Source organism: Streptomyces sp. DH10 (assembly GCF_029813805.1).
GTDB lineage: Bacteria > Actinomycetota > Actinomycetes > Streptomycetales > Streptomycetaceae > Streptomyces > Streptomyces coeruleofuscus.
Genome location: NZ_JARVKU010000012.1, coordinates 250,570 through 275,899, shown reverse-complemented (window position 1 = coordinate 275,899; position 25,330 = coordinate 250,570). Strand labels below are relative to the sequence as shown.

At 68.4% G+C, this 25,330-nt stretch carries 25 protein-coding genes and 2 pseudogenes; 14 read left to right on the top strand and 13 right to left on the bottom strand.

Features of this window, described 5'->3' with window-relative positions; all coding sequences use genetic code 11:
• On the top strand, window positions 1–1,016 hold a 1,016-nt coding region (locus QC385_RS25360), incomplete at its 5' end, for a helicase associated domain-containing protein (protein ID WP_279543646.1).
• Between the two features lie 635 nt (window positions 1,017–1,651).
• Complete coding sequence (locus tag QC385_RS25355) at window positions 1,652–3,601, top strand: hypothetical protein (protein ID WP_279543645.1); 1,950 nt, start codon at window positions 1,652–1,654, stop codon at window positions 3,599–3,601.
• Between the two features lie 80 nt (window positions 3,602–3,681).
• Here QC385_RS25355 and QC385_RS25350 read toward each other — a convergent pair whose 3' ends face one another.
• From QC385_RS25350 to QC385_RS25340, 3 genes are read right to left on the bottom strand one after another with little or no spacing between them, the layout of a single operon-like run.
• Complete coding sequence (locus tag QC385_RS25350; RefSeq protein ID WP_279543644.1) at window positions 3,682–5,115, bottom strand: ThiF family adenylyltransferase; 1,434 nt, start codon at window positions 5,113–5,115, stop codon at window positions 3,682–3,684.
• Complete coding sequence (locus QC385_RS25345; protein ID WP_279543643.1) at window positions 5,097–5,501, bottom strand: hypothetical protein; 405 nt, start codon at window positions 5,499–5,501, stop codon at window positions 5,097–5,099. The genes QC385_RS25350 and QC385_RS25345 overlap by 19 nt, the downstream gene beginning before the upstream one ends.
• Window positions 5,498–5,779, bottom strand: a complete 282-nt coding sequence (locus QC385_RS25340) for a multiubiquitin domain-containing protein (protein WP_279543642.1) — start codon at window positions 5,777–5,779, stop codon at window positions 5,498–5,500. Before QC385_RS25340 ends, QC385_RS25345 begins: the two co-directional genes overlap by 4 nt.
• 47 nt (window positions 5,780–5,826) lie before the next feature.
• Between QC385_RS25340 and QC385_RS25335 the strand changes: the two genes are divergently transcribed.
• Window positions 5,827–6,462 carry a hypothetical protein gene (locus tag QC385_RS25335; RefSeq protein WP_279543641.1) on the top strand — a complete coding sequence of 212 codons (636 nt, stop codon included), beginning with the start codon at window positions 5,827–5,829 and terminating at the stop codon, window positions 6,460–6,462.
• Window positions 6,463–6,511: 49 nt separating this feature from the next.
• Complete coding sequence (locus tag QC385_RS25330) at window positions 6,512–7,651, top strand: ImmA/IrrE family metallo-endopeptidase (protein ID WP_279543640.1); 1,140 nt, start codon at window positions 6,512–6,514, stop codon at window positions 7,649–7,651.
• A 573-nt stretch (window positions 7,652–8,224) separates the two neighbouring features.
• Here QC385_RS25330 and QC385_RS25325 read toward each other — a convergent pair.
• The 3 genes from QC385_RS25325 to QC385_RS25315 are packed head-to-tail and all read right to left on the bottom strand — an operon-like array spanning window position 8,225 to window position 9,668.
• The gene (locus QC385_RS25325) at window positions 8,225–8,863 is read right to left on the bottom strand and encodes a hypothetical protein (RefSeq protein WP_279543639.1); all 639 of its coding nucleotides are present in this window, start codon (window positions 8,861–8,863) and stop codon (window positions 8,225–8,227) included.
• Window positions 8,860–9,384: an RNA polymerase sigma factor gene (locus QC385_RS25320; protein WP_279543638.1), complete on the bottom strand. Its 525-nt coding sequence runs from the start codon at window positions 9,382–9,384 to the stop codon at window positions 8,860–8,862. Before QC385_RS25320 ends, QC385_RS25325 begins: the two co-directional genes overlap by 4 nt.
• Window positions 9,381–9,668, bottom strand: coding sequence for a hypothetical protein (locus tag QC385_RS25315; protein WP_279543637.1), 288 nt, complete (start codon window positions 9,666–9,668; stop codon window positions 9,381–9,383). The genes QC385_RS25320 and QC385_RS25315 overlap by 4 nt, the downstream gene beginning before the upstream one ends.
• Before the next feature lie 394 nt (window positions 9,669–10,062).
• Between QC385_RS25315 and QC385_RS25310 the strand changes: the two genes are divergently transcribed.
• The 8 genes from QC385_RS25310 to QC385_RS25280 all read left to right on the top strand — a co-directional run bounded on the left by QC385_RS25310 (window position 10,063) and on the right by QC385_RS25280 (window position 18,071).
• Complete coding sequence (locus QC385_RS25310) at window positions 10,063–11,460, top strand: DNA-binding protein (protein ID WP_279543636.1); 1,398 nt, start codon at window positions 10,063–10,065, stop codon at window positions 11,458–11,460.
• A 199-nt stretch (window positions 11,461–11,659) separates the two neighbouring features.
• Window positions 11,660–12,541: a TnsA-like heteromeric transposase endonuclease subunit gene (locus QC385_RS25305; RefSeq protein ID WP_279543661.1), complete on the top strand. Its 882-nt coding sequence runs from the start codon at window positions 11,660–11,662 to the stop codon at window positions 12,539–12,541.
• On the top strand, window positions 12,538–14,691 hold the full coding sequence (locus QC385_RS25300; RefSeq protein ID WP_279543635.1) for a Mu transposase C-terminal domain-containing protein: 2,154 nt from the start codon (window positions 12,538–12,540) through the stop codon (window positions 14,689–14,691). Before QC385_RS25305 ends, QC385_RS25300 begins: the two co-directional genes overlap by 4 nt.
• Window positions 14,692–14,795: 104 nt before the next feature.
• Window positions 14,796–15,776 (top strand): TniB family NTP-binding protein, encoded by a 981-nt coding sequence (locus QC385_RS25295; protein WP_279543634.1) that lies wholly within the window; start codon window positions 14,796–14,798, stop codon window positions 15,774–15,776.
• Between the two features lie 7 nt (window positions 15,777–15,783).
• Entirely contained in the window at window positions 15,784–16,413 is a 630-nt protein-coding gene (locus QC385_RS25290; RefSeq protein ID WP_279543633.1) for a hypothetical protein, read from the top strand.
• Window positions 16,414–16,995: 582 nt separating this feature from the next.
• On the top strand, window positions 16,996–17,190 hold the full coding sequence (locus QC385_RS25285) for a hypothetical protein (protein WP_279543632.1): 195 nt from the start codon (window positions 16,996–16,998) through the stop codon (window positions 17,188–17,190).
• Between the two features lie 44 nt (window positions 17,191–17,234).
• A complete protein-coding gene (locus QC385_RS44335; RefSeq protein WP_189477251.1) occupies window positions 17,235–17,372 on the top strand; it encodes a transposase in 138 nt (45 codons plus the stop codon).
• Between the two features lie 210 nt (window positions 17,373–17,582).
• The gene (locus tag QC385_RS25280) at window positions 17,583–18,071 is read left to right on the top strand and encodes a hypothetical protein (protein WP_279543630.1); all 489 of its coding nucleotides are present in this window, start codon (window positions 17,583–17,585) and stop codon (window positions 18,069–18,071) included.
• A 41-nt stretch (window positions 18,072–18,112) separates the two neighbouring features.
• Here the strand turns inward: QC385_RS25280 and QC385_RS25275 are convergent, their stop codons facing one another.
• Together QC385_RS25275 and QC385_RS25270 are read right to left on the bottom strand one after the other, a co-directional pair.
• Window positions 18,113–18,625, bottom strand: coding sequence for a TIGR02391 family protein (locus tag QC385_RS25275; RefSeq protein ID WP_279543660.1), 513 nt, complete (start codon window positions 18,623–18,625; stop codon window positions 18,113–18,115).
• Window positions 18,626–19,321: 696 nt separating this feature from the next.
• Window positions 19,322–19,534 (bottom strand): hypothetical protein, encoded by a 213-nt coding sequence (locus QC385_RS25270; RefSeq protein WP_279543629.1) that lies wholly within the window; start codon window positions 19,532–19,534, stop codon window positions 19,322–19,324.
• Between the two features lie 250 nt (window positions 19,535–19,784).
• On the opposite strand from QC385_RS25270, the gene QC385_RS25265 reads away from it, so the two are divergent.
• Window positions 19,785–20,204, top strand: a complete 420-nt coding sequence (locus tag QC385_RS25265; RefSeq protein ID WP_279543628.1) for a hypothetical protein — start codon at window positions 19,785–19,787, stop codon at window positions 20,202–20,204.
• Between the two features lie 326 nt (window positions 20,205–20,530).
• Here the strand turns inward: QC385_RS25265 and QC385_RS25260 are convergent, their stop codons facing one another.
• Both QC385_RS25260 and QC385_RS25255 read right to left on the bottom strand, forming a co-directional pair.
• Window positions 20,531–20,824: a hypothetical protein gene (locus QC385_RS25260; protein ID WP_279543626.1), complete on the bottom strand. Its 294-nt coding sequence runs from the start codon at window positions 20,822–20,824 to the stop codon at window positions 20,531–20,533.
• Window positions 20,825–21,371: 547 nt separating this feature from the next.
• Window positions 21,372–21,959, bottom strand: a complete 588-nt coding sequence (locus tag QC385_RS25255) for a hypothetical protein (RefSeq protein WP_279543625.1) — start codon at window positions 21,957–21,959, stop codon at window positions 21,372–21,374.
• Window positions 21,960–22,454: 495 nt separating this feature from the next.
• On the opposite strand from QC385_RS25255, the gene QC385_RS25250 reads away from it, so the two are divergent.
• Entirely contained in the window at window positions 22,455–23,252 is a 798-nt protein-coding gene (locus QC385_RS25250; RefSeq protein ID WP_279543624.1) for a hypothetical protein, read from the top strand.
• A 272-nt stretch (window positions 23,253–23,524) separates the two neighbouring features.
• Here the strand turns inward: QC385_RS25250 and QC385_RS25245 are convergent.
• The 3 genes and pseudogenes from QC385_RS25245 to QC385_RS25235 form a co-directional block, all read right to left on the bottom strand.
• A pseudogene (locus QC385_RS25245) lies at window positions 23,525–23,863 on the bottom strand (hypothetical protein); the annotation flags it as partial.
• Window positions 23,793–24,428: pseudogene (locus tag QC385_RS25240) on the bottom strand (IS5 family transposase); the annotation flags it as partial. The pseudogenes QC385_RS25245 and QC385_RS25240, both read right to left, overlap by 71 nt.
• Window positions 24,429–24,710: 282 nt before the next feature.
• Complete coding sequence (locus QC385_RS25235) at window positions 24,711–25,004, bottom strand: SDR family oxidoreductase (protein ID WP_336621329.1); 294 nt, start codon at window positions 25,002–25,004, stop codon at window positions 24,711–24,713.
• Window positions 25,005–25,330 lie beyond the last annotated feature (326 nt).

The following is a 25,330-nucleotide window of genomic DNA, read 5'->3' as shown; positions in this document are numbered from 1 at the left end:
GCGTCCTCAACCCCGAACACCAACACTGGCGACGCGGCATCGAAGCCGCCACCCTGTACCACCGGATCCACGGCAACCTGAAGGTGCCATTCACGTACCGCGTGCCCGAGAGCGGCGACCAGGAGGCCGAAGCCGAGGGGTGGCCGGCCGCGCTCGCCGGGTTCCAACTAGGGCAGTGGATCGCCGACGCTCGGAGGTTCTACGCCCGGGGTGACATGGACGAGGACCGCATCGCACAGCTGGAAAAGCTCGGCATGATCTGGTCGCACTACGACGTCGCCTGGGAAGAAGGCCTCGCCGCGGCGCGCGGATGGGCAGCCGAAGCAGGCCACCTCCTGGCCCCACTGGACGCCACCTACCAGGGGTACCGGGTAGGGATCTTTCTGAAGAACGCGCGGGCCGCCGCCCGGAGGGCCGCCGAAAACGAGCAGCGGCGCGCCGAAGGGCTGCCCGTGAAGTCGGCGGCCGGGGCGCTGTCGGAGGAGCGGCGCGAGCAGCTGGAGGACATCGACCCATCGTGGTGCCCGGCCTGGCCGGTGGAATGGCAGCGCGCCTTCCATCTAGTCCGCCTGCACCTGGAGGCCGGCGGCACGCTGCCGATGGAGCCGGGTGAGGTCGTGCACCAGGGCGAGGACCTCGGACGGTGGGTGCGCTCGGTCCGGCTGGGCTGGGACAAACTCACAGGCGTCCAGCAGTGGATGCTGGAGCACATCCTCGACATCCAACCCGCGGCCGAGAACGAGAAACCCAGACCGCGGACCAGCCAAGCCGACAAATGGGCCCTCAACTACACCGCCGCCCGCCAGTTCTACGAGCGTGAGGGGCACCTTCGTGTACCGAGGAAGCACATCGAACGGATCGTCATCGGCGGTGCCGGAGACGGTGACAGCGGCGAGGACCGGGAGCAGCGAGAGCTCAAGCTGGGGGCATGGATCAGCAACCAACGCTCACGCGCCGCGACACTGGCGGAGGACCGGCGCGAGCAGCTCTCCGCCATCGGCATGCGGTGGTCGTAGAAGACGGACGGCCACGTCCAGGAGCTGGCGCCTCATGACAGGCCTGTAGCAGCGGGTCAGCCGCCTGCACCTCGATTCGGGGCCTGACATCGCCGCCCATTTTCTTCCCGTTCCACTAATGCGGCTACGTTGAGAACAGGAATTCGGTTTGATGGCCATATGCATGGTTGGAGGGCTTACGCGCTGATCGCGTGCGCGGCCGTATGCGGGGCAGCGGCGGTGTGCTTGCTGGCGGTCGCGATCTTCATGGATCTAGCGGTAGCCGATCAGCTTGCCAGCGTGATCGGCGCCATCGCTGGCATTGTGGGTTTGGCTATCTCGGTTTGGGCGCTCGTTGGTTCGGGAGGCCGAGCGGTAGAGGCCCAGGACGGTGCCGTGGCGTCCGGCGGCCACGTGGGGCGCGTCATCGTCGGCAATCACAACGAGGTGACGCACCACTCGGCGTCACACCACAGTCCTCCTACGAGCGGCAGTGTGCGCGCTTCAGGAGCCGGTAGCACCGCTGCCGCAGGAGACATCGGTGAGGTCATCACCGGGGATGGGAACCGTACGTGAGCCCCCCGCCGGTATGGCCACGCCGGGCTCATGACGTCCCGAACGACGATGGGCAGCAGTCCTCAGCTCCAGGCAACCGGGTGCAGGCAAGCAAGGACTCAGTGGCGGCAGGCCGAGACGTCGGCGCGGTCATCACCGGTGACAACAACACCATCACGGTCCTGCCTACCGCTCAGTCGGCCAGCGCACCGGACCAGAAAGCACTCGTTACACGCCTCATCAGCGAGTGCCACCCACTTGATCTCGAAGTGCATCACGCGATCCACGTCGCCTCCGAAGAGAGTGAGTTACCCGCCTACGTGCAACGGGAGCACGACACCCACCTGCAGCACATCGTGCGTGCCGCACAGGGCGGCAAAAGCCAGCTGTGCGTGCTGGTAGGTGAATCCTCCACAGGTAAGACACGTGCAGCGTGGGAAGCCATCCAGAGCCTTGCCGCCGATGAGTGGCGGCTCTGGCATCCCTTCGACCCCACCCGAGCCAACGCTGCTCTGACTGGCCTGGCCGCAGTAGGGCCGAAAACCGTGGTCTGGCTGAATGAGGCACAGCACTACCTGGCCCCTCCCGGGGTCGGAGAGAAGATCGCCGCAGCCCTACGCACCCTGCTGGCCGACACTCACCGCGCTCCGATCCTCGTCCTGGGCACTCTGTGGCCCGTGCACTGGGATCATCTGACCTCTTTGCCGATTCAGCTAGGAGAAGATCCGCAGGAGCAAAGCCGTCAGCTGCTTACGGGACGGCAAATCCATGTGCCGGACGCCTTCACCGCGCAAGAACTCGTCGCCGTTCACGGTGCAGCACAGGCGGACGAGCGTCTCGCACAAGCGCTGGCAGGGGCAGCCGACCGCCGCATCACCCAGTTCCTCGCCGGTGTTCCGGCGTTGCTAGACCGGTACAAGCTGGCGCGCGCGGGTGCCCGTGCGCTCCTGCACGTCGCTATGGACGCACGGCGTCTGGGATGTGGCATAGACCTACCTGCAGCTTTCTTGGAAGAAGCGGCCATGGACTACTTGTCAGAGTCAGAGCTCAACTCTTTGGACGACGACTGGTTCGAACAGGCCCTCAGCTATACGGGGCGCACCGCCCACGGCAACACAGCCCTGCTGCGGCGCACACGGCGCAGACCAGGGACCGAAGGCGAGGACTCCTTTCGACTGGCCGACTACATGGAGCAGCACGGCCGCCGGACACGCGGTCAGATATGCCCGCCGGCCTCCTTCTGGGACGCTGCCCTGCGGCACCTGCCACGACGCACCGATGTCAGCGCTCTGGAGTCAGCCGCCTCAGCACGATGGCGGCTGCGCTACGCCCGCCTCCTGGCAGAACGCGCCCATCAACTGCCCTGGCCCTCCCCCGCCCTCGGTCTCGACGTGCGTCCCCCGGCATACGACGAGCTCGACGACAGCGACAGCTGGCCGGTGGACCATTTGACCTGCAGGGCCCTGGCAGACCTCGCATTCACCGCCGCCCAAGCAGCCGACTATGAACAGGCAGCAGCCCTGGCCCTGGAGGCCGCCGAATGCTGCCAGCCCGACGCCCTCGCCGACATCGCGCTCCAGCACGAACAGGCCGGACTGCCGGTGGAAGCATCCGAACTGGCTCACCAGGCAGCAGCACACGGGGCTCCGCTCGGCCTGAGCCACCTGGCCATGATGCGAGAAGAAGCAGCCCTCTTCGAGCAGGCGGAACACTACGCGCGAGCCGCCGCCGAATACGGGCTCACCAACACACTGGCCGACCTGGCAGCGCGCCGCGAAGCAACCGGAGACAAAGAACGCGCCGAAGAACTCTGGGAAGCCGCCGCCTCCTACGGACACCCCGCAGCACTCGCGAACATCGCCCGCTTCCGATACGAATCACGCGACGTCGAGGAAGCAGCCCGCATCGCCCGCGAAGCGCTCGACCAAGGAGACGCCGCCTACCCCTACCACCACACCAGCCCCGTATGGCGAAAGCTATGGCCGCACGGCATCGAACCCGACGGCACCCCCACCTCCCACCACGACGATGCCTGGCTACACACCTGGTAACTACTGATTCCCAGGTTCTGTCAGGGGCGTGGAATGGGCGTAGGCGTAGTTGGGCGCCAAAGATCCCGTCCGGCGAGGCATCATGGTGGCCAACTGGTTCTGCCGTACGAAACCGAAGGTCCTTCTGTCTTCGTCACATCGCCGGCCGGCCGGTCTCCGAGCGCGAACAGCTGGTGTGCGGAGCACCATCGACAGCCCGGGCTGATGCGGGAGTTGATGAGATCTCGTGTCCGGGTACGGGGGCGGTGCAGGATGCTGGCGTGGTCGAGGTCGTCGTCGTGGAGGCAGCTGACGGCGTGCATGAAGTGGCTGACGGCTTCGGCGGCTGCGAGGGCATTGAGGGGTAGGACGCTGGCGGCCGGTGTGCCGGGTACGTAGTGTGCAGCGGCTCGGTCGGTGGGGGCCTGCATGTCGATAGCGAGGTCGGTGGGGTTGATCAGTCCGTCGCACCACATGCAGTTGGCTCCAGGGATGAGCACGCGGCTGACGGCGTGAATTTGTCCGACGGTTCCGTCGTGTACGGGGATCTTCACGCCGGACTGGGTGGCGGGAATGAGGTACTGCTGGACCGCGGCGTTGGTGAAGTGGCGGGCTGCCGCGCCGTCGGCGGCGAGGAAGAGCCAGTCGCACTGGCGCAGTTCGCCTTGGACGTGGGGCTGTTCGGCGCGGTCGGTGAGGGCAGTGAGGATGATGGCCGGTTGTGCTTGCCGGGCCAGTCGGCTGGCCAGAGCGGTCTTGGGATGGCCGACGTCGGCGGCGGTGGCACCGGAGAGGCGGGGCAGGTTGGTCTCCTCGACGGTGTCGTCGTCGACGAGGACCAGGTGGCCGATGCCGAGGCGCGCGAGGTATTCCGTGAGCAGACTGCCGATCCCGCCCAGGCCGATGACGGCGACCTTCATCGCTTGGAACGTCTGCTGCCCGAGGTCGCCGAAGACGCGTATCTGGCGTTCGTAGGGATCGTTGGTGGGGTCGGGTGCGCTGGCCGTGGCTGGTCGAGGGCGCAGGCGCAGGAGGTTGTTGGCGGGGATGACCACTTCGGTGAGGTCGGTGCGGGCGCCATCGGGGTGCCAGAGGTCTCCGGCGGCCGCCTGAGGAGTGAGGACGAGTGCGCAGACGGGGGTGTTGCTGATCTGAGTGAGGGTGGGGTAGCCGCGTTCGTGGCTGGCCAGGTCGGTGGGAGAGAAGCTCACGCGGGTGGTGCCGCCGTGGTTGTGGACGGCGATGTACGCGAGGCGTTCGTCGCGGGCGCGCAGGATGTTGTCGCGGACGAAGGTGGCGGACAGGGCGTGATGTCCGGTGGTGCCGGGTTCGTAGTCGATGTGGTCGCGGGCGGGGATGAGTTCGCGGGCCAGGAGGCGCAGGCCTCGAGGACCGTCGGTCCATCCTGCGAGGAGGACGGCGCCGTGTCCTGCGTGGTCGCCGGGGAACAGGTGTGCGTTCAGCTGCTGCCAGAGGCGGGAGGGGATGGTCAGGCTTGCTCCCGCGGCGGGTGGGTTCACTGTGCGGTGAGCCATGCCAGGATCCTCACTGCCTTGTTGACAGGGGTGTCGACCGTGGGGTCGCGGTGGTTGGAGCGGCGGGAGATCTGCAGGGCCGGCTCGTTCGGGCGTCCTTGCCAGGTGACGTGCTGGATGGCCTGACCGTGTGGCTGGCCGTCGGTGCGGCTGAGTGTGCCGGTGTAGTGGGGATAGATGTCCGCGTCGGGGTAGGCGGCGGAGATCTGGAAGCCGAGCCAGGTCCGGGCGGGGGTGTGGGCGGGACCGACGGGCAGGTCGTCGATGACGACGTAGAAGCCTCCGGATCCGTCTGCGGTGACGGTGACGGCGTCCGCCCCGAAGTGTGCACGGATCTCGGCGAAGGCCGTGTCGATCGGGGCGGTCGTCACCGGGTGCGTGGTCACGAGTTGTCGTCCGGGGGGACGGCGAGGAACTCGAGGTTGCGGTGGATACGGACCGTGTCGGTGTCCCCGACGACGTCGTAGCGGTGTCCGTGCTTCACGGAGAGCTGGAAACCGGTGTCGATCGGCAGACCCTGCGCGGCGGCAGCCTGCTTGATCTCCAGACCGGTCATCTCCCGCTCGGGCAGCTGGACCGTCTGGTTGTTGATGGTCACCGGGATCGTGCTCGGCGGGCGGCGCTCCAGGTCCTCGGAGCTGGCCTGGTCCGGAGTCGCAGTCATGGCGCGTCCTTTCCTGCCCCACCGGCTGGCGGGGCGATGTCCTGACAGTGGTCCTGGACGAGAGCTACTTCTTCTTCGGCTTCTTCGAGGCCGACTCGTTGACGGTCGTCGACGGGCTGCGACGCACCGTCGACTGCTTCACGAACCGGCCCGTGATCGCGCTGCGGCCACGCTTGGAGCTGGATGCACTGCTCTTGCCTGCCATGGGCTTTCCCTTCGACGAGTCCCTGCAGCGTTCCGCGCGGGACGAAAGATTTCATGCACCTATTAGGTACATGAAACTTGTTGACCTTGATCCGGAGGATAGCATGGAAGCAGTAGGTATACGGAAAAGGATTCTGAGGTCGTTGGTGGAGATCGTCTTTGAGGACGCCGAGCTCGCCCGTGTCTGCAACAGCGGCCCTGCCCGGAGAGATCGATTCGGCCACGAAGGCTCGACCACGCTGCTCCGACGCCTCGGCCAGATGTCAGCCGCCTACCAACTGGCTGACCTGCGGCATATCGCGGCAGCGCGGCTGCGCCCCGCCGCCAACGGCGACTGCTTCACTCGGCTCGTGTCGCTCGGCACTCACGGAGACCTCGTCGTCCGCCCGCGCGACGACCCACCTGCCACCCTCGATGACGGCACCCTCGACGAGCACGCCGTACGCGCGGTGATCGTCACCGCGATCCACTGCCCCTGACCCCGCCCTCAGGCCCGCCCCGCAGCCTCGCCGACCGAGAGGCACTCACGTGACCCCGCCCGCCGCCACACACCAGCCATACCGCCCGGACGACGTCCTGCCCCCAGGCGACACTCTCAAGGAGCAACTCGAAACACTCGGCATCCCTCAGGCCGATCTCGCCCGCCGCACCGGACTGTCCACCAAGCACATCAACCAGATCGTCCAAGGCAGCGCCGTCCTCACCCCGGAGACCGCACTCCTCCTGGAACGCGCCGTCGGCATCCCAGCCTCCGTGTGGAACCAGATGGAAGCCGCCTGGCGCACCCACGTCAGCCGCACCGAGAGCCGCGAAGCCCTCAGCAGCCAGCTCGACTGGCTCAAGCGCTTCTCCCTGACGGAACTGGTCAAGCGGGGCATCCTGCCGACCAAGGAATGCACCGTAGACAACCTCGAACGCCTGCTGACGTTCTTCGGCGTCGCCGACCCCGAGGTCGCGGAGAGCGTATGGCGCGGCTACCGGACCGCATTCCGGCGCTCCACCGTTCTCAGGCCCGATGACTACGCCACCGCCGTCTGGCTGCGTCAGGCCGAGATCGAAGCCCGCGAACTGATCTGCGCGCCATTCGACCGCACGGCCCTACTGGACCTCCTCCCCCGTCTGCGTGCTCTGACAATCGAAGAACCCGGGGTCTGGCGTGCCGAGATCACGCGCCTGTGCGCCCAGGCCGGCGTCGCCGTGGTCCTCGTTCCCGCGCCCCCTAACAGCCGCGTCTCTGGCGTCACCCGGTGGCTCACCCCGGAAAAGGTCGGCGTAGCGCTCAGCGACCGCTTCAAGAAGGACGACCACTTCTGGTTCACCCTCTTCCACGAGCTCGGTCACGTCCTCCTGCACGGCAAGCGCCTCACCTTCATCGACGACACCCGCCGCGACAATGACACAACCCCCGAAGGAGACCGCAGCGAAGCCGAGGCCGACGCCTTCGCCGCCGACACCCTCATCCCACCGGAACACGCCGCCGCCTACCGGCGCCTCGCCCAGCGGCCCACACCCTTCACCAAAATCGAGTCCTTCGCCCGTCAAGCCGGTATCGCCCGCGGCATCGTCGTCGGACGCCTCCAGTACGACCGCGCCCTGGACTGGACACACGGCAACAAGCTCAAACGCACCATCGAGATCACCCCCACCGGCGACCTCAAAGCCGACTAGCGACCCCACCATCTGCACCACCCCCTGGCGGGCTCCGTAAGTCGACTCACAGAGCCCGGCAGAGACTGTTGGCTAGCCGCCCCTCACGCGAGCCACTCGCGTCTGGGGGGCGGGGTCAGTGTGCTCATGCTCGGTGCGGGTTGTTCTGCGTCTGTGCGGGTGTCGCACTCAGGAACTCAAGTACGGCGTCTTCAGGTATCCGCCAGGACCTGCGAAGGGAGATGGCGAGACTGAGGGCCGCCCGAAGCTCTTGCAAGGTGGAGTCGTCGAGTTCATCCCGACGCAGGAGCCGCAGTCGAAGGGCAACCCGACGCCGATGCCGCTCCACGAAAGCGCGTTCTCGCCTCATGTCCTCCGGGCCCAGCCCAACACCAAGCATTGGCCTGCGATCAACCAAGGGGCAGGTGCGCAAAACGTTTTGCGGACGTGCTGGGCTCAACGCAGTGGCGGCCCACCCCCGCGTTCGCGGGGAGGGCCGCCACCTCAACGAGCCGTCTGGCCCTAGCGTGAAGGCCTCATGGAAGCTGATCTACAAATGCGCTCCTGTGTGTGGACGCGTGACGCGCTGTCGTGTCAGCACCGCGGTCCGCCGGTCGTGTGGTCCAAGTGGGTCAGGAAGTCCTCGATCTCGCGGACCAGGTTCTGTGATCCCTCAGGCATTCGGACGCCAGCTTCTCCCAAGGCGGAATCAAGCCTGTCCGCAATAAGAAGAGGTGGGCATGCGAATGCACTCACGAATGAACGGAATGCTTCATCAGCTTGTTCTCTCTCTCGCCAGCAGCACGCCGATAGCTTTTCTTCGTTCTCGGAATCGAGGACATGGAGATAGTCCAATGCATCCTGATCACCCTTGAGAGCTGCTTTTTCCCACCAGCTTCGCGCTTCATCATCCCTGTCCAGGAACTCAAGGATCTCTGCTACGCGACGTGTTTCCTGTGGTGTTGCGGAGTCATCGATTTCCTTTTTCAGGAGAGAGTGCAGTTCACGGCGCACACCGAGTCGATGATTTCCGCTTCCGGGGGCTTCCGGGCAGGGGGCGGGGGCCGGGGGCCAGCCCGAAGGCTGGCCCCCCTCCGCCTGAACAGGGTTCTCGCCGATCCGAGAGCCCTTAGAAACTGCCTGCTCAGAGCCTTCGAGCAGCAGCCACAGGGCGAGGAGCCGGATGGCTCCCCGCTCCTCGGGGTGGTGCGTCCAAGCGGACAGGTGCGTCATACGGTTACCTCCTCGCTGTGATCGTTGATGGACTTCTTCAGGTTGTTGGCGGCGGCTTTGATGTAGCGCTTCACCGACTCCTCCTTAATCTGGAGGCGCTGTGCAACCACGTCAGGGCTGAGGTCCTGCAGAATGCACAGGGTGATGACCTCGCGCTGCCGTTCAGGGAGGCTTTCGATGAGTTCGTCGATGCCTTCCTTAATCATTTCGTAGGCGGCTTCGGGGACTCCGATGCCTGATTCCTTTTCGGGCAGTTCATGGACAGGAACCATGACCATCCGCTTGTTTCGGCGGAACTGGTCGATGACTGCCCGCTTCACCGCGGTGCGGCCGTAGGCGGTCAGGGAACCCTGCCCGGCGGTGAGGAAATCCCACCGCCGGTACATGTTCAGGTAGACGTCCTGCACAGCGTCCTGGGCGCTGTGCAAGTCGCCTGCCTGGACCTGGGCCAGTCGGGAGAACGCCTCGATGGTCTCGAGGACGAAGGACTCGAAGTCCGCTCCCGGGACGGCCTCGCTCACGCAGCCTCCCGCGTGGCGATCGCCCGGTGGCCTGCCGGCTCGGCTGCGTCCTTGCGGAACAGCCACGCCGGCCGTCCCTGCTCGAAGCGGGCCGCGGCGCCGCCGTCGGGCAGGGACTGCGCCATCGCAACCATGGTGGCGCGCTGCTCGCGTTCCGCCCGGGTCTCGATGTGCGCCTTCACAAGCATCTCCACGACACCCTTGGCGCGGCGCATCGCGAAGAACAGCAGGACCAGCACGGGAAGTGACACCCCGCCCGCTCCCACCCAGTACGACCAAGTCATCGACCAGGCCTCCCAGTAGTGACGAACTCGTTGACGAGGGCACAAGGCCCTCACCCCTTACACGCCACAGGAGGGCCAGATCCGGATGCCGGACGGCAAGAATATTTCCCAACTCCCCCTGCCGACCCGCGCCTCACACTGTTTCCCCAGGTCACAGGGTTGACTGGGCTGGAAGATTGATGCAGATGGGAAGGATCTGCATCGACTCCAGGCCCCCGAGGAGCGCGCGGGCTGGGCGGGCGTCTGGCGCTGTGAGACGAGCCGGCACCGGGGCGGCCGCTGAGGGGCGCCTTGATCGCGACGGCTCCGGTCGGCAGGGGTGAGGTGGTCTCAATCTGCTGAGCATCCATTGCGAAAACGCCCGCCGGGACGGCGAACACGAGACCGTGCTGGAGTGACCCATTACCCCGGCCTCCTGCGGATCGCTCCCCTGCAGGGAGAGACGACCTCGTCGCTGATCTGCCGCATCGCGAGCCGCTACGGGCTGGAAGCGAAGGCGTTGCGGTCCTGCTGGCACTGGCGCAACTACCAGCCCGGGCACGACGGCGGGGGCGCTCGGGCCGACGCCGACGTGCTGCTGAACGCAGCCGGACGGCAGGTACTGACAGCCGTGTGCAGTGTCGAGGAGGACGTGTTGGCGCGGGCGTTGCCGTCCTGGGGACAGGAGGATGCCAAGCTGCCCGACAGGGGGGACGGAGTGCCGACGGCGGCGTGGCGGATCGGCGGCGCGGTCGCGGGGCCGGTGGCGTTCGGCTGCCGCCTGTGCGCGGCCCGGCGTACGGGGACGGTCGTGCGGGCGGTGCGATACGCGCCCCGGTGGGAGCGGGTGTGTGTCCGGCACGGGCGGTGGCTCCTGGACGCGGACGCCGACCAGCTCCTGGAGCATCTGGACGTGCGGCACCTGCCGGAAGTGACCGCTGCGCAGCGGCGATGGACCGGGGTGGCGCGGCGGGCCGTACGGGCCGGAGCAGAGCCGGAGAGGGTGTTCACGCTGGCGCATGCGGTGGTGGCCCGGTGGTGGGAGCATGCCTTCCACTGGGAGCGGGAGACGATCTGGCCGCGGCGTCTGCACCAGGTCGCGGGCGGCAACGCCGGGACGGACTTGGAGCGGTGGCGGATCGTGGGCCGGGACGCGGTCGTCTTCCCCGAGGTGGTGGCCGTCGCCGACGCGCTGCTGGACCCGGCCATGGCCCAGCTGGCATGGCTCGACAGCGGCGCCGGGCGGCCACGGGCGCTGCCCGCCGACGGGATGTTCTGCCGCCGGCTCGGCGAGCGGGTGGACCGCCCGTGGCTGGGGCCGCTGGCCGCGACCGATTACGGCGGCCCGCTGACCTCCTGGATGGGCAGCGTCATCCGCATCCGCCGCGGCGCCAGCGGACCGCCCGGATACGGCAACGACCCCTGGTGGCTGCGCCAGGAAAACCAGCCCGCGACCATGGCCGGACAGCTGCGGGTGCTGGGCAAGGAGAAGAAGGCGCCCGGCTCGGGGACGATGTGGCGCTCGACCGTGCCCGCCGAGCAGCGCGCCCAGATCAGCAGCCTCGTGGACGGCGTTCAGGAGCAGCTCATCCAGCTGCGCGGGGCGCAGACCGGTTCGAGTGCGGATGTGGCTCAGCATCTGCTGCGCGGCCTCAGCTACAGTGCCGCCCTGCTCGAGAAGGCCCTGCAGCACACTGTCGTGGCGGCCGTGAACGCCGGGGTGCCGCCGCGGGATGTGGCCCAGTGGGCGAAGCTGCCCCCCGGCCCGTTGGCGGACGCGCTCAAGGCCTACCAGGACGCGGGCGACGGATAGGCGCCGGCCCGCCGGAATTGGGCGGCTGGGACAGGTCTTTTTGGGGCGCTGGCGTGGTGGCCCGGTGTTACCGCATCACGCGGTTCCACGTGATCGAAACGCCGAAACAGCTCCGGCCTGCAGCCGGGCCGGTTTGGCTGGTCGAGTGAGCGGCAAGGGTGCGGCGGGCGGGCCTGGCGGCAGGTCGGGACAGGTGGACGTGAACATCGGGGCCGGGTTCGAGGCGGTCTTCCTCGACCCTGTCGGGCGGGCGGTGCAGCAGCGGTGGGCGGACGCCGCCCTGGCGGTCGCGTTCGAAGACCTCGATCCGGTGTCGGCGTTCCCTGTGGTGCCGGGACGGCGGTGGGGGCCGGGTCTGTGGTGGTCGGCCACCACCGGGCGGCATGTGGCCGCCGGATCGAACGCCATGCGTACGCAGTTGATGGCCCTGGACCGCGACCCGCAGGTCACCGGCATGGCCGGACGGCCGGTACGGCTGCTGTGGCGCGACCGTCGGGGCCAGGTGCGTTCCTGGGTGCCGCAGTTGTTCGCTCGCTACGTCGACGGCACCGCCCTGCTGGCCGACTGCCCCGGCCGCCCCGACAGCGGCGGTGAACGCGCCCTGAAGGCCGCGCATGCGGTGGCTGCGGCGTGCGCGGACATCGGCTGGCGCTACCGGCGCCTGGCGCCGCTGGATGAGGTGCCGGCGGCGAACCTGAAGTGGCTGGCCGGCTACCGCCACCCTCGCAACCAGGGCAGGCCCGGCTTGATGACGGCGGTCGTCGAGGCCTTCGCGCGGCCGCGGCCGCTGATCGAGGGCGCTGAAGCGGTCGGCGACCCGATCGAGGTCCTCCCGGCCGTCTTCCACGCCCTGTGGCACCACACGCTGACGACATCACTGGAGACGCCGCTGCACGAACGGGTCATCGTCAGTCCCGGCTCCCTTCGCGAAGGCAGTGGCGCAGCGCAGGCCAGAAGCCTGCACGATGACGCCAGCGACGGCCGTGGCGAGGAGAGCCAGGGCTGCGTCCCAGCGGCCGAGTACCCGGCGTCAGACGCGGCCTGCGGCGGGGCTGGCGCCCGGCGCGGGGAGGCGGTGTGAGCAGCGGGCGGCAGAGCGGCCGACCGGTGGTGGCGGTCGGGTCTCATGTCCGCTTCCGCGGATCGCGGTGGCAGGTCGTCGCCCTGGCCGGGCAGCGCGTCCACCTGGCCGGCGAGGACGGCAGTGATGAGGCGGTGCTCGCCGGGCACCTCTTCGCCGATCCAGGCTTCACCCTCCTGGGAGCAAAGGCGCAGCCGCCTCAGGCGGTGCCGCGGTGGGGGCTGTTCGAGACCGCCCCGGCCGCGGCACGGGAGAAGGCGCTGGCCTGGCAGCGCCACATCCGGGAAGTCGAGTGCGGGCTGCCCGGCGGGCTGGGCAGCGGCGGGCCGGTGCGGGAGCAGTACGACCCCGAGCAGCACACGCTGGCCGAACGGGAACAGGCCAAAGCAGCAGAGTTGACCGCGCTCGGCTTCGGCCGGGTGTCCCGTACGACGGTGCAGCGCATGCGCCTGGCCTACCGCAAACAGGGCCTGTGGGGGCTCATCGACCACCGCACCACTCGCGGCCCGAGCCCCACCGGACGAGCCGACGAGCGGGTCGTCGCCGCGGTCAAGGAGGCGCTGCGTCGCCAGCGCGGCCGCTCCAAAGGCACCATCAAAGGGCTGATGCCGCTGGTCGCGCACATCCTTAAGGACCGGCACGGCGACACGGTGGCGATGCCAGCGCAGGCCACCTTCTACCGGCTCGTCCATCAGCTCGCCGGCCCCGCCGACCATCCCGCACGGCCGGTGCGCACCCCGCCCATCACCGAGGACGGACGGGGGCACACGCCCACCGTCGCCCTGCGGCCCGGAGAGCAGGTGCAGATCGACACCACCCGGCTCGATGTCCTGGCCCTGTTCGACGACGGCACACTGGGCCGGCCTGAGATGACCATCGCGGTAGACGTCGCGACGCGAGCGATCCTCGCGGCCGTGCTCTGTCCGGGCGGCACCCAGGCCGTGGACGCGGCACTGCTGCTGGCGGAGATGGCCGTCCCCCACCCGTCGAAGCCCACCTGGCCCGACGCCCTGCGCTTCACCCACACCCAACTGCTCCCCCGGGCACGGCTGCTGACGCTGGACGAGCGACTTCAGGGCGCGGCCGCCCGCCCGGTCGTGATCCCCGAGACGATCGTCGTGGACCGGGGCAAAGTGTTCCTTTCCAGGGCGTTCACCGCCGCCTGCGAGACCCTCGGCGTCAGCGTGCAGCCCGCCCCGCCCTACGCGCCCACCGCCAAGGGCATCGTCGAGCGGACCTTCGGCTCGATCAACACCCTGTTCTGCCAGCACCTGCCCGGCTACACCGGCTCCGACGTCACCCGCCGCGGGCGCGACGCCGAACGCGAGGCGTGCTTCACCCTCACGCAGTTGCAGGACCTCCTCGACGAATGGCTCGTGCACTACCACCACCGCCCCCACGGAGGGCTGCGCCATCCCGTGCTCCCCAAGGCCCCACTGACACCGAACCAGATGTGGGCCGCCCTCATCTCGGTCGCCGGGTACGTCCCCGTCCCCCTCACCAGGGACGACTACCTCGAACTGCTGCCGGTGCGCTGGCAGGCCATCACCGAACGCGGCATCCGCCTGCACCACCGCACCTACGACTGCGACCTCCTGGCCCCCTACCGCAGGCAGCCCTCCCCCATCACCGCCCGCGGCGGTAAATGGGAAGTCCACACCAACCCCCACGACGCCCGCCAGATCTGGCTGCGCCTGCCCGACGGCACGTTCACCGAAATCCCCTGGATCCACCGCGCCCACGTCCACCGCCCCTTCAACGAACAGACCTGGCAGCACATCCGCACCACCGTCACCCGCCATACCGACCCCGACAGCCTTGAGGCCGACCTCGCCGACGCCCTCGACCAGCTCATGCGCCGCACCCGCACCGGTAACGCCACCGCAGGCGAACAACGCCTCCTGGCCCGCACCCAGCCCGCCCGAACACCCCTGCCCCCACCGCGCTCCGCACCCGACCACCCGGGCGAAACAGACTCCGGTGCCGGCCGGACCGGGCCCGGGGCGGACACCGACAGCCTCGACGACCTCGACGAGGAACAGGACCTGGACCTGGACGCGGAAGAAGACGACGCCGACGACGGCTCGCCCGCCATCCCCTACACCGGACTCGGTCTCTACGACGCCCGCGCAGAGGCCCTGAAATGGTGAACACCCGCCCACCCGCCACAGTCGGCGATCCCGGCAGCAACAACACACCCGACGCCGCCAGCGCGGGGCAGTCCACAGCGAACACGATAACCGCGTCATGGCCAGTGACCACCTGGCAGGGCTGGCACCACTTCGCCACCACGGCGCCACCCGCCCCGCCGCAGCCCGGCGAAGCGCCCCGCAACCCGGAGGAACGCCTCGCCTACCACTCCGCGTTCGTCACCGTCCGCACTCCCGCCATCGACACCCTCGCCACCAGCGTGCGCACCCTGATGATCCTCGGCCGCCACCAGACCACCACCGCACGACCCTCACTGATCGTCACCGGCCCCGCAGCCGCAGGCAAAACCACCGCCCTGCTCCACGTCGGACGCACCTGCCACCTCGCCCACACCCACCGCACCCCCACCCCGCCCGGCCACCACCCTCAGGTGCCGGTCGCATACGTCCTCGTCCCGCCCGGCGCCACCGCGAAGACCCTCACCGCCGAATTCGCCCGCTACCTCGGCATCCCCACCACCACCCGCATGACCCAGGCCCAGATCACCGAAGCCGTCTGCCACACCTACAACACCGCCGGCATCCAACTCGTCCTCATCGACGAGATCCACCGCCTCAACCCCCGCACCACCACCGGCGCCCAAGCCGCCGACCTCCTGAAAGACCTCACCGAACGCATCCACGCCACCTTCGTCTACGCCGGCATCGACGTCACTGCCACATCCCTGTTCAGCGGGGTGCGGGGCGCCCAACTCGCCGGCCGCGCCACCCTCATCGACTGCGGCCCCCTCCCCGCCCGCCACGGCAACCGGCACCCCTTCACCGACGTCATCACCGACTTAGAAAACGCCCTCGACCTCCAACACCACCGCCCAGGCACCCTCCCCCGCCACGCCACCTACCTCCACCAGCGCACCGCCGGCCGCATCGGCAGCCTCACCCGCCTCCTCCGCCAAGCCGCCATCACCGCCATCTGCGACGGAACCGAACGCATCACCAAGAAAACACTGGAAGCCATCCAGCTCGACCACCTCGCCGAAGAAGCAAAGCGCCCCCGCACCCGCCGACCGTCCACACCGGCATGATGCGGACGTGAAGAGGACCAGGGAAACGCCGCCTGACGATGAGTTCGCTGCCGTCTGCGGCCAGGTGTGGGACGTCCTGATCCCCGCCCGTGCCGGCTACCTGGCAGGAGTCTCACCGCACTACGACGAGGTGTTCCACGACGTCGTACAACGAACCGAGCGCGCCGGCAGCCTCGGGAAGACGGACATCGCGGCCCTGGTCGTCTGGAAACGGCTTTCCGCACAGACCCCGTGGGTATCGGCGCTCATGTCCCTGCCCGACGCACACGTGCGCGAGGTCACCAAGCGGGCCGTCACCGCAGTCCGCGACACCGCGGTACCGCGCAGTGAGGCTGCCCGCACAGGACGCAGCATCATGTGGGAACTGCCCGGCTTCCGTACCGGCGACGCCCTCGCCTCAGCCGCCCTGACAGCAGCGGCACCCACACGGATGGCCGTCTACGACCGCCGCGTCCAACACGCCCTGGACACCCTGGGTCTCACCCTCACCCGCACACCAGGACGCTACAGCCGCTACATGCAACTCCTCGACAACCTCCTCCAACACAGCCGAGCACCCGCCGACGGCTGGACCCCACGCGACATCGACACCGCCCTGTACTGGACCGGCAAAAACCCCCAACCCACCGACCACTGAGCCAGGAGCTACCAGCCCCCCGGCCCGCCCGAACGGTCCCTACAACGCTCCGACACCACAGACACCAGGCCAGGCCTATGACCAGGCACAACCCGCCTGACCAGCCAAAACACACCCCGGACCATTAGACGCAGAGGCTACCCACAACGCCCCGGAAATTCCCACTACAACCCACACAACCCCAGGTCAGCCCCACCCCACCCCCGCCAAACCCCGTTCTCAACCAACACCCAACCCCGCAGCTCACACCCCACCCCACACACCAACTACCCACCCCCGGATCGACACCGGACGCGCCCGCACGTGCTCTTCGAAGGTGAGCACCTGGATCTGATCAGCCGTGTAACGCTCCACAGACCCGATCATGACACTCACCACTGACAATCCATACCGCCTACCGCCAAGGCGCGGGCAGTGACGCAGCGTTACCTTTCACAGAGGTTGGACCAGAACCGGAACTCGTGAACAGAACCACGGTGTCGACGCCGCGCGGACCGGAACACCCCCGCGTCGGCGGGGAGGACCTAGGGCGATTCGTTTGGATCACTCCCGCAGGCCGAGGTTGTCGTCGATGATGTCCAGGTGACTAACCGCGTCAGCGCTCTGATCTCGGCCTTCGGCGTCTTTGCCAGCACCCTGCTGCTCACCTTTGCCGTTCGTGAGTACCGTTCTGGGGCGTCGGCTCTCTGGATCGGGGCTGGAGCTGTGATCTTCATCAGTGCCGCGTACGCGCTCGTGCGGGATGTGCGGCGGCTCCGTTCGGGACCGACGGCCTGACAAGCAACCCCGTTCCGGCCCGCCCCGTCGGTCGTTGTTCGTGTGTGCCGTTGACTGACGCGCAGTGGGCGCGAATCGAGCCGTTACTGCCCGACCGGACGCCGAAAAGAGGTGGCCGGTGGCGGGATCACCGTGAAGTGATCGACGCGATTGCCTGGAAGTTCCAAACGGGATCGCAGTGAATCCACCTGCCCGAGAGGTACGGCAACTGGCGGGGTGCAAGGTGTATTTTGGTACCCCCACGCAGGGCAGCTATTGGAACGTTATACGCCAAGAGCCCTCCGTATTCGCCCGGGAAATTCAGCAGCTCCTCCAGGCTGGCTACCGATGGAAGGGGGACTACCTTGTCCCGCCGGCAGCATGACAAGAAGTCAGACGAACCCCCCGTCCGCATGTCCAGTCTTCGAGACAAACGCTTCAACGGCTACCTGAGGGTAAAACTTCCGCATACCCTGGACACTGAAGTAGAATCGGTCGTCGCCGCATATATGACGGCCTCCCCTGCAGCGAGACAGGAAATCGTCGGCAATGTAGATGGACGGTCCGCCGCGGTGCTCAGCGCTTACGGGCAGCGCATGGCCTCACAGGCAGTTCGAAGCGGTTCCATCGACGTGCTGCGACGCGGACTCATCGCGATCGGCCTCGCAGAAGGACGGCTTGACGATCCACGGGACAACCTGTTCGTACTTGCCGCAGCCAATGACAGTGCGTCACTCCTGGGCACCACGCTCCGGGCGGTTATCGACGACGTGAAGAGCCTCCTACCCCCTGCTGGCGCTACTGGTCTTCTGAAATTCGATCAGTACGCAGAGAACGACAAGTCAATCGAGGCCATGGGAATCAGAAGGTCAGGCTCTGGCCAGGATTTCCTCTACACGTAGCTCGGCGCTTAGCATGCCTTACTGCCCCTTCGAGGGGTACCTCAAGTGCAACGGGTGACAATATTCTTCCCGGGATAAGCGGCGCCGGCGAAGAGGTTGGCGGTGGCCGCCTGTTCGCCGCCCTCGGCCTCCGCGTCGGCCAGCGCCCCGCCGGTCTTGCCGTTCTCGTGAGGCCGGAACGCTTCCCGCATCAGCTTCACTCCGACCAGGGAGTTGTCGAGTTCGGAGGCGTCGCGGACGGCGACCTCGACCGCCTTCATCGCGGCGAAGCACGCCGTCTCGTAATCACCCAGGTCGAAGTTGGTGCGCACCGTGCCTTCCAGGTCCGGGTGGAGCGGGCCGGACAGTCGTTCGCGGGCCTCGAACCGCGTGATGCCCTGCGGGTCCTTCGCCAGGTCCCTGCCGTCGCGGGAGATCCGGCGGAAAGCCTCGGACTGACTGGGCTCCCGGGTCAGCAACGCCTGAGCCTCCAGCCAGCACCAGGCATCGGACAGCCGGTTCACGAGCGCGGCCGCATCCGGCTCTTCCTGGAGCGCCTGCCGAGCCGAGTTCATGGTGCTCACGTACTGCAGATATCCGGTGCCGCTGGCGAGGTGCCGCAGGAGAAGGAGTGCAACATCCCGCGTGGGCAGCTGCCGAATCTGTTCTGCCGGAACCGGCGGTATGTACTGGAACTTCATGGGCCATAACGCTACGGCGCAGCACTGACAGTCTGCGGCCGAGCAGACAAAGTCGGGGCGGGCCGTACGAAATCGGCAGCAGGTCGTCGGACGGCAGGGAGCCTCGCGGGTGGCAGGATCGTCGCTCGCGCCGCCGGCTATTCCGTGATCCGAACCGGCCTACCCAACCGGAGCGAACAGGGCCAAGGCCCCTGAAGGCCGCAGGCTGAGCCTTCCTCAATGACCAGGCGGCGCACCGGCTGCCTTACCGGCTGGTGCGGGCGAGGGCCACCGGGTGCCGGAGCCTGGCGTTGGGCTTGCCTAGCACTGCGGCTGTGTCCGCGCGTACCGGGCGGCGGCAGGACATCCGGCCGTGCAACTGCACGAGAAGGCCCGGCCCGCCACCACGGCGGGGTGACGGACCGGCCCCAGGGACACGGTGCCATGCCCGTGCTTGGCGCGTGCGGTCGGCAGGGCACGTCGTCGCAGAAAGGCGCGGTGTCGTCATCTGGGTCTCGAGCAGCCCGGGGTAGCCGCCCTGCGGGGCGTGTGCGGCGACGAGCACGTCTTACGTCCGGTCGGCCTGCCGTCTCACGACGTGCTCCCTGCGCACCCACCACCCCCTGCGTCCATGAAGGCTGTCTGGCCGGATGCGCCGCCGCCGTGGTCGGCGGGGTCGACGGGATTCATCCAGTGGCTGTTGCTGCCGTGGTCACGCTCGCGCCGCACGTCGATGGCCCACTGGATCGCCGCGTACAGCACGAAGACCGCCGCGAAACCGCCGATCACCACCCACATCTCCATTGGTGCCCTCCTCGCCTCGGTATGAGGCCTGCGGGCAACCGCAGACTCATGTCCTGGACCGTGAAGTCAGCATCCCTTGCGGGTCACCGTGTTGCTGCCTACTTGAGCAAGCTCAGAGGTGGCCCGCACGGGCCGCACATGTGCAGGGCCGTCGCGGTCAGACGCTCTCGGGGAACCTGGTGACCGTCTTGCGACCGCCCTTGTGCCACAGTGACCGCTGGTAGCGGACAGTGGCAGGGGGCGGGCGATCGTGCGGCGTGAGCGGGAGCTTCCGGTGCTGCGGGAGAAGGAGCTGGTGGCCGCCGGGGTGGACGTCGGGCCGCTGCGGCAGATCACCGTGGTGCTGGGACGTGCGGGCGGCGGGAAATGGCACGTTCCCGCCAAGGCCTCCGGGTGGCGGAGCCACTGCCGGTATGCGGAGCACCTGACGGGCAGTCCGCTCGCGTTGCTGGACGTTCGTGAGCGGTTGTGCCGCCACTGTGCCCCGGTGGTGTGTGTGGAGCCGGGCGAGGAGGCGCTGTGGCGGGCGGCGGCTGAAGTCGTCGCGGCTGACGGGCGGGTGCGCAGGCTGGAAGAGCAGGAAGCAGGCCCTCGGTCCTGGGAGGGTTATGGGTGTTGGAGCGGTCGGAGACTGCGCTGGCCGGCTGGCGGGCGGCAGCGCACGAGGTGACGCTGCCAGCTCGCCATGGCCGGTGCAGGCGAGCGTCAGAGCTGTGGCGAACGGCGCCTGGGTGGTCACTATCGGCCTCCCAGACATGCCGACGGGCAGGGGCCTCAGTCGCCGTCCTGCGGCGGCCAGTCACTCAGTGGTTCTTCAACGGCCGTCGCACGGGTCGTCGCCCACAGGCATCGGCTGGGTGTCGGCCGCCAAGCAGGAGGAGTACACCCGCGGCGGAGTGGGTTGCGGCTCCGGTTCCGTCACGGCGCTCACGGCGATGATCGCCACGACACCGGCACAGATCAGCCCCGCTATCGCGGCGAGCCCCATACAGGGCTTCACCGGTCGCCGCTGAAGTGGTCGAGAACTTCATCGCTGCAGTCGTCCGCGCCGACCCGGGTTCGCGTGAAGGCCAGCACGCCGTCGTCGTCGTTGCCTTCCACCTTGGCCTTGGCCAGCTGCGACTCGATGTCCGCGATGTACTCGGCGCACTCGGCGCTGACGGGCTTCTCGGGCTGCGGGTCGGGCGCCGGAAAGGCGTTCAGTGCGGCGGTGGCAGCGATAGCGGCCACGCACAGCACCGCCCATGCGGCAACCCACGTGCGGCGGCTCATCCGTAACGGCTTGGGCATTTAGGCATCCTACGAGCGTCGCAGCGGGCTGTCCCCGAGTGGAACGCTGTCTCAGCGGTCGGCCACTCAGCGCGCCCTGCGCCTGCCGAGTCGGCAGGTGCGACCGGGGCGATGAGTCCATGGCCCGATGCTTGCGCTGGGCCACCGCCCCTTCGGCTGCAGCGCGCTCTTCGGGGGCGGGCTGGGGCTTCCCGTGCGTGGCGTCGGGCCCAGGGCTTCTGTCCATGCCCTGGGGCCTTCGGTCAGGGTTGGGCTGGTGCGCGGCTGTCGGCACCGTGGGTGCCCCGCAGGGCCGAGCCGGTCGTCGGAGGCCAGCGTGGAGCGGGCCCTGGCAGCGTCGACGAGCGGGCCCGGGGACGGTGGGCGTCGGCGCCTTCGGTCCGTCGGTCACCGTCACGGTGACAGACGGACGAGATTCCCGGCCTGTCGGCGTCCGCCGGCACGGCCAGTCAGGAACAATCCGGGCTGGAGCCCGTCCGCGCTCCTCGCACGTTGCCGGACGGGCCGCCCGCTTCCCCTGCCGGAAGCCGCGGGCGCGCGGCAAGTCTCACCGTCCGCCGGCGAGATCCTCGTAGGCGGCCACCGCCCGGTCTGCCAGTTCCTGTTCGACGGACTTCACGACCTCGAGAGCCTTCTGGTCCAGCCGCTCCGGGTCCAGGACCTCGAAGAGACTGCCGCCGCCGAGCGACAGGCGCAGCCGTTGACCGGGCAGACCGCGAAGGGCCCGACCGGCGGGCCCCTTGTCCGCCGGAGAGCGGGCCTCGTCGTCGGCGAAGGAGGCCTCGTCCAGGTGCTCCAGCGCATCCCGGGCAAGTTTGAGGTCCTGGTCTTCCGGCGGCGGCGTCTCGCCCCGCTCCCGTGCCAGGCGCCCGCGCCACCGTTCCAGCTGGTGGGCACACCACACCAGAAGGTGTTCCTCTGCCCACTGCGTACGGAAGTCGAGCTCGAGCTGCTCGGAGCCTGGGCTGAAGTCCTCAGCGCGGTCGTAGGCCCGCGAGTTGTCGGCGCTGACCTGCCGCGTTTCCCGGGTGCGCCGGGCCTGGCGGATGACCGCTTCCGCCCACACTCGGACGAAGTGCCGGGCGGTCTCCTCGCCTTCCGTCGGCTGGTCCGGTTGGAACCACTGCTTGTCCATTCTGAAAGGCTAGATGCCTGCGGTCGGGCCAGGCGGGCCGGTACCGTGCCGGGCCCCAGAGGGGCGGTGGAGTCGGGCCGGTGTGAGACGAAGAAGACGACGAGGGTGACGGCTGGGACGAAGACGGCGAGGAGGACGGGGAGCTCACCGCGTGAACCGCCGCGGTACTGCGGTCTGTTGTGGACACGTAGACGGCGGCAGGGGGCCTCATAGGTCGGTCCAGGCACGATGATGCCGCTGGGCGTGGCGGCCAGCGCGGCCCCGGCTCATGGGGGGGAGGAGCCATGGCCCAGGCTGCGGCGCGAAGGTGCTGCGGGGGCGAGAGGTCGTCCGTGCGGGCCGGCGCGCGGCGTTCGGGGCGGCGCTTGTGAACATGTACGAAGGGGTGACAGGGCCCGGCCACATGCCGGCTGGTCCCCCTCACGAGAATGACGAGTGGCACAACTGAGCCGTCTCTCCGCGCCGGTGTCAGTGCCGCGTGCCACACTGCCGGCCATGTCGCTCGCTGATCTCACTTTCGACCTGTGGCGGACCTTCGACGAGGTCACCGCCCGGCGGATCGCCCAGGATGCCGCTGACCACGTGGGCGGCCGGGTGTCACTCGTCGAGGCCACGGAACACCTCGGTGCCCCGCTGCACCGCATCCGGGTCGAGCGGGACGGGCAGGAGTTCGCCCTGATACCCGGAGGCCAGGTGTCCCTGGGCTTCGACCTCAACACCTGGCAGCCGACCGCGCAGCAGGCCGCCGACTACGCCGAGAGCCGGGAGCAGGGCTACGGCTACGGGCCCGACCTGCGGACCCATCTCGCGCGGATCCTCAGCGCTCCCCGCAGCGTCCACCTGGACACCGTCCTCATGGCCGTGGCGGACGAGACCCTGACCGAACCCCCGGCCGACATACCGGCAGCCTTCTCCGCCCGTGGCCTGCGGATGCCAAGCCCCGACGAGTGGGAACACGCCTGCGGCGCCGGGTCCAACACCCTGTTCCGGTGGGGCGACGACTGTCCCCTCGACCGCATCCCCTACGGGGACGACACCGGCCCGCACAACGAGCTGAACGCCTTCGGCCTGCACATCGCCTACGACACCTACCGCGCCGAGCTGACCAGCGATGTGACCGCGGTCCACGGCGGCGACGGGGGCGAGTCGGTGTGCGGCGGCTACGGCCACCTGCTGGCCTGGCTCCCCCTGGCGACCGCCAACCGCAACCCCGCGATGGCCGAGTTCGCGTACGGACCGGACGGAGAGGACCTGTACAACAACTTCTCAACCCGACCGGTGCTCACGCTCTGAGCGACCGCGCGCGACGACCGCCTCGCGGTTGGTGGGACAGGCTCGCTTCTCGCCCGGTGGTGAGGGCGAAGAGCGACTGGCTCCCCCAGCGTTCTCGGGCCGGCTCCGCTCGCCAGTACAGTCGTGCGCGCGTCGCGGCGCAGGGTCAGGACAGCCGTGCGCAACAGGTCACGTGCGGGCTCCTCGCCGGCGCAGTCCAGGAGGCTGTAGGTCTGCCCGAGGACCAGATCGAGCTTGCTCGTGTCGTTGTCGTTCAGCGGCAGCGGGACCAGCGGTCCCGCGGGCGGAACTCGGACCGGCGTGTAGATAGGGCGGCCCGAGAGGAACTCGTATGAACGCAGACCCCATCCGTCCGGTGCCAGCAGCCGGTTCAGCTCCTCAACCTGCTTCATCGCCTCCTCGACACCAGCCGCGACCTCAGGATGGACAGTTCGCGCCAGGAAGGCGAGCAGCACCTCGTCCGGTCCGTCGGAGAGCCCCAACCGGGAGTCCTCGAAGATCCAGTCGTCGGGAAGGTCGTCTTCGTTGTTAGACCGTGTCCTACGTGGTGAGGCGGACGAGTCGCTTGTAGCAGCACATGGCTGCGGCGAGACCGAGAAAGGCCAGGTAATTGCGGGGGTCGCGTTCGTAGCGGGGGGCTGAGTCTTCGGTAGCCGGACAGCCAGGACCTGGTCCGCTCGATGACCCAGCGACGGCGTCCTAATCGTTCGCTGGACTCGATCCCTTTACGGGCGATGCGGACGCCGATGCGCTTGCCGCGGAGCCATCTGCGCAGGTCGGCCCGATCGTAGGCTTCGTCCGCGTGCAGGCGCTGGGGCTTGAAGTACCGGCCGTTGTGGGGGTCGTGTCCCGTTTGGTGACCCTCCACCATCGGCTTCAGGCCTTCGCTGTCGTGGGTATTGCCGGCCGAGACGCCGACAACGAGGGGCAGGCCGTTTGCGTCCGACAGGATGTGCATCTTGGAACCCGGATTGCCCCGGTCCACGGGGCTCGGACCTGTGTGTTCGCCCCCTTTTTCGCCCTGACATGGGCGGTGTCCAGCACGACGCGGGTGACGTCGACGAGGCCGGCGTCATCGAGCCGGTGCAGCACGGCCTCATGCAGCCGCCCCCAGACGCCGGCTCTCGACCAGATCAAGAACCGGCGGTGGGCGGTCGACTTCGATATGCCGAAACAGCCGACGGCCCGTGGGGCCGGCCGCGGCGGGCACTATCGGAAGCCGCCCCGCACCCCGCGGCGGGACGGCGAACGGAGGGCGGCCAGACCTAATGCAGGCCACCGTGACTGGTCACGCTGCTCTGACCTGAGGGCCTTGCCGGGCGGACCTGCCCGGGCCTGCCCGGCAAGGCCCAGCGCCGAGGGAAGGACGGCAGCCCCGCGTGGCCGCGATGCTGCTGCCGTTGAAATGCTGCCAGCCCACCGCTTCAGCACATGATGAGCTGTTCGTGCTCGGGCAGGTCAGGCGCCCACAAGCAGCTCGGTGCGGAAAAGGCCGGGCTCCACGATGGTGGTGCGGATGTTGTACGGGGCGATGTCGTCGTGGAGGGATTCCATCCAGCCCTCGGCGCCGAACTTGGAGGCGGCACAGGCGGCGTAGAACTCGGCGCCGACGAGACCGGCGATCGAGGAGAGAGTGACGATCCGGCCGTCGCGCTGGGCGCACATGACGGGCAGGCCGGCGCGGGTGACGTTCATGGGCCCGTAGAGGTTGGTGTCGATCTGCCGGTGCCCGGACCGGAGCAATACTGGCATCTCTTTCCAGGGTGTCAGCGAGGAAACCGCTCCATACTCCACCTCACAGACCGCACTTCTGGAGGGGCTATGTTTCCACTCAGGCGTCAAAGTGACAGATATACGAGACGGAGATCTGGAGGTAGGACGGTTTCGGCCCTGATCGTTGCTGGGGCGGCCTTTGCAAGCGCAGCTTTCGCCCCTGTGTCCGCTGCCGCAGCAGATACCTACCAGAAGTTCACTCCATGGCGCGACACGGAACGGGAGGTATTCGGTAAGTCACAGCGGATCGGTTTGCCGACGGCGAATTGCGGGACGTCCGGTTCCGGAAACGTCAGCCATACTGT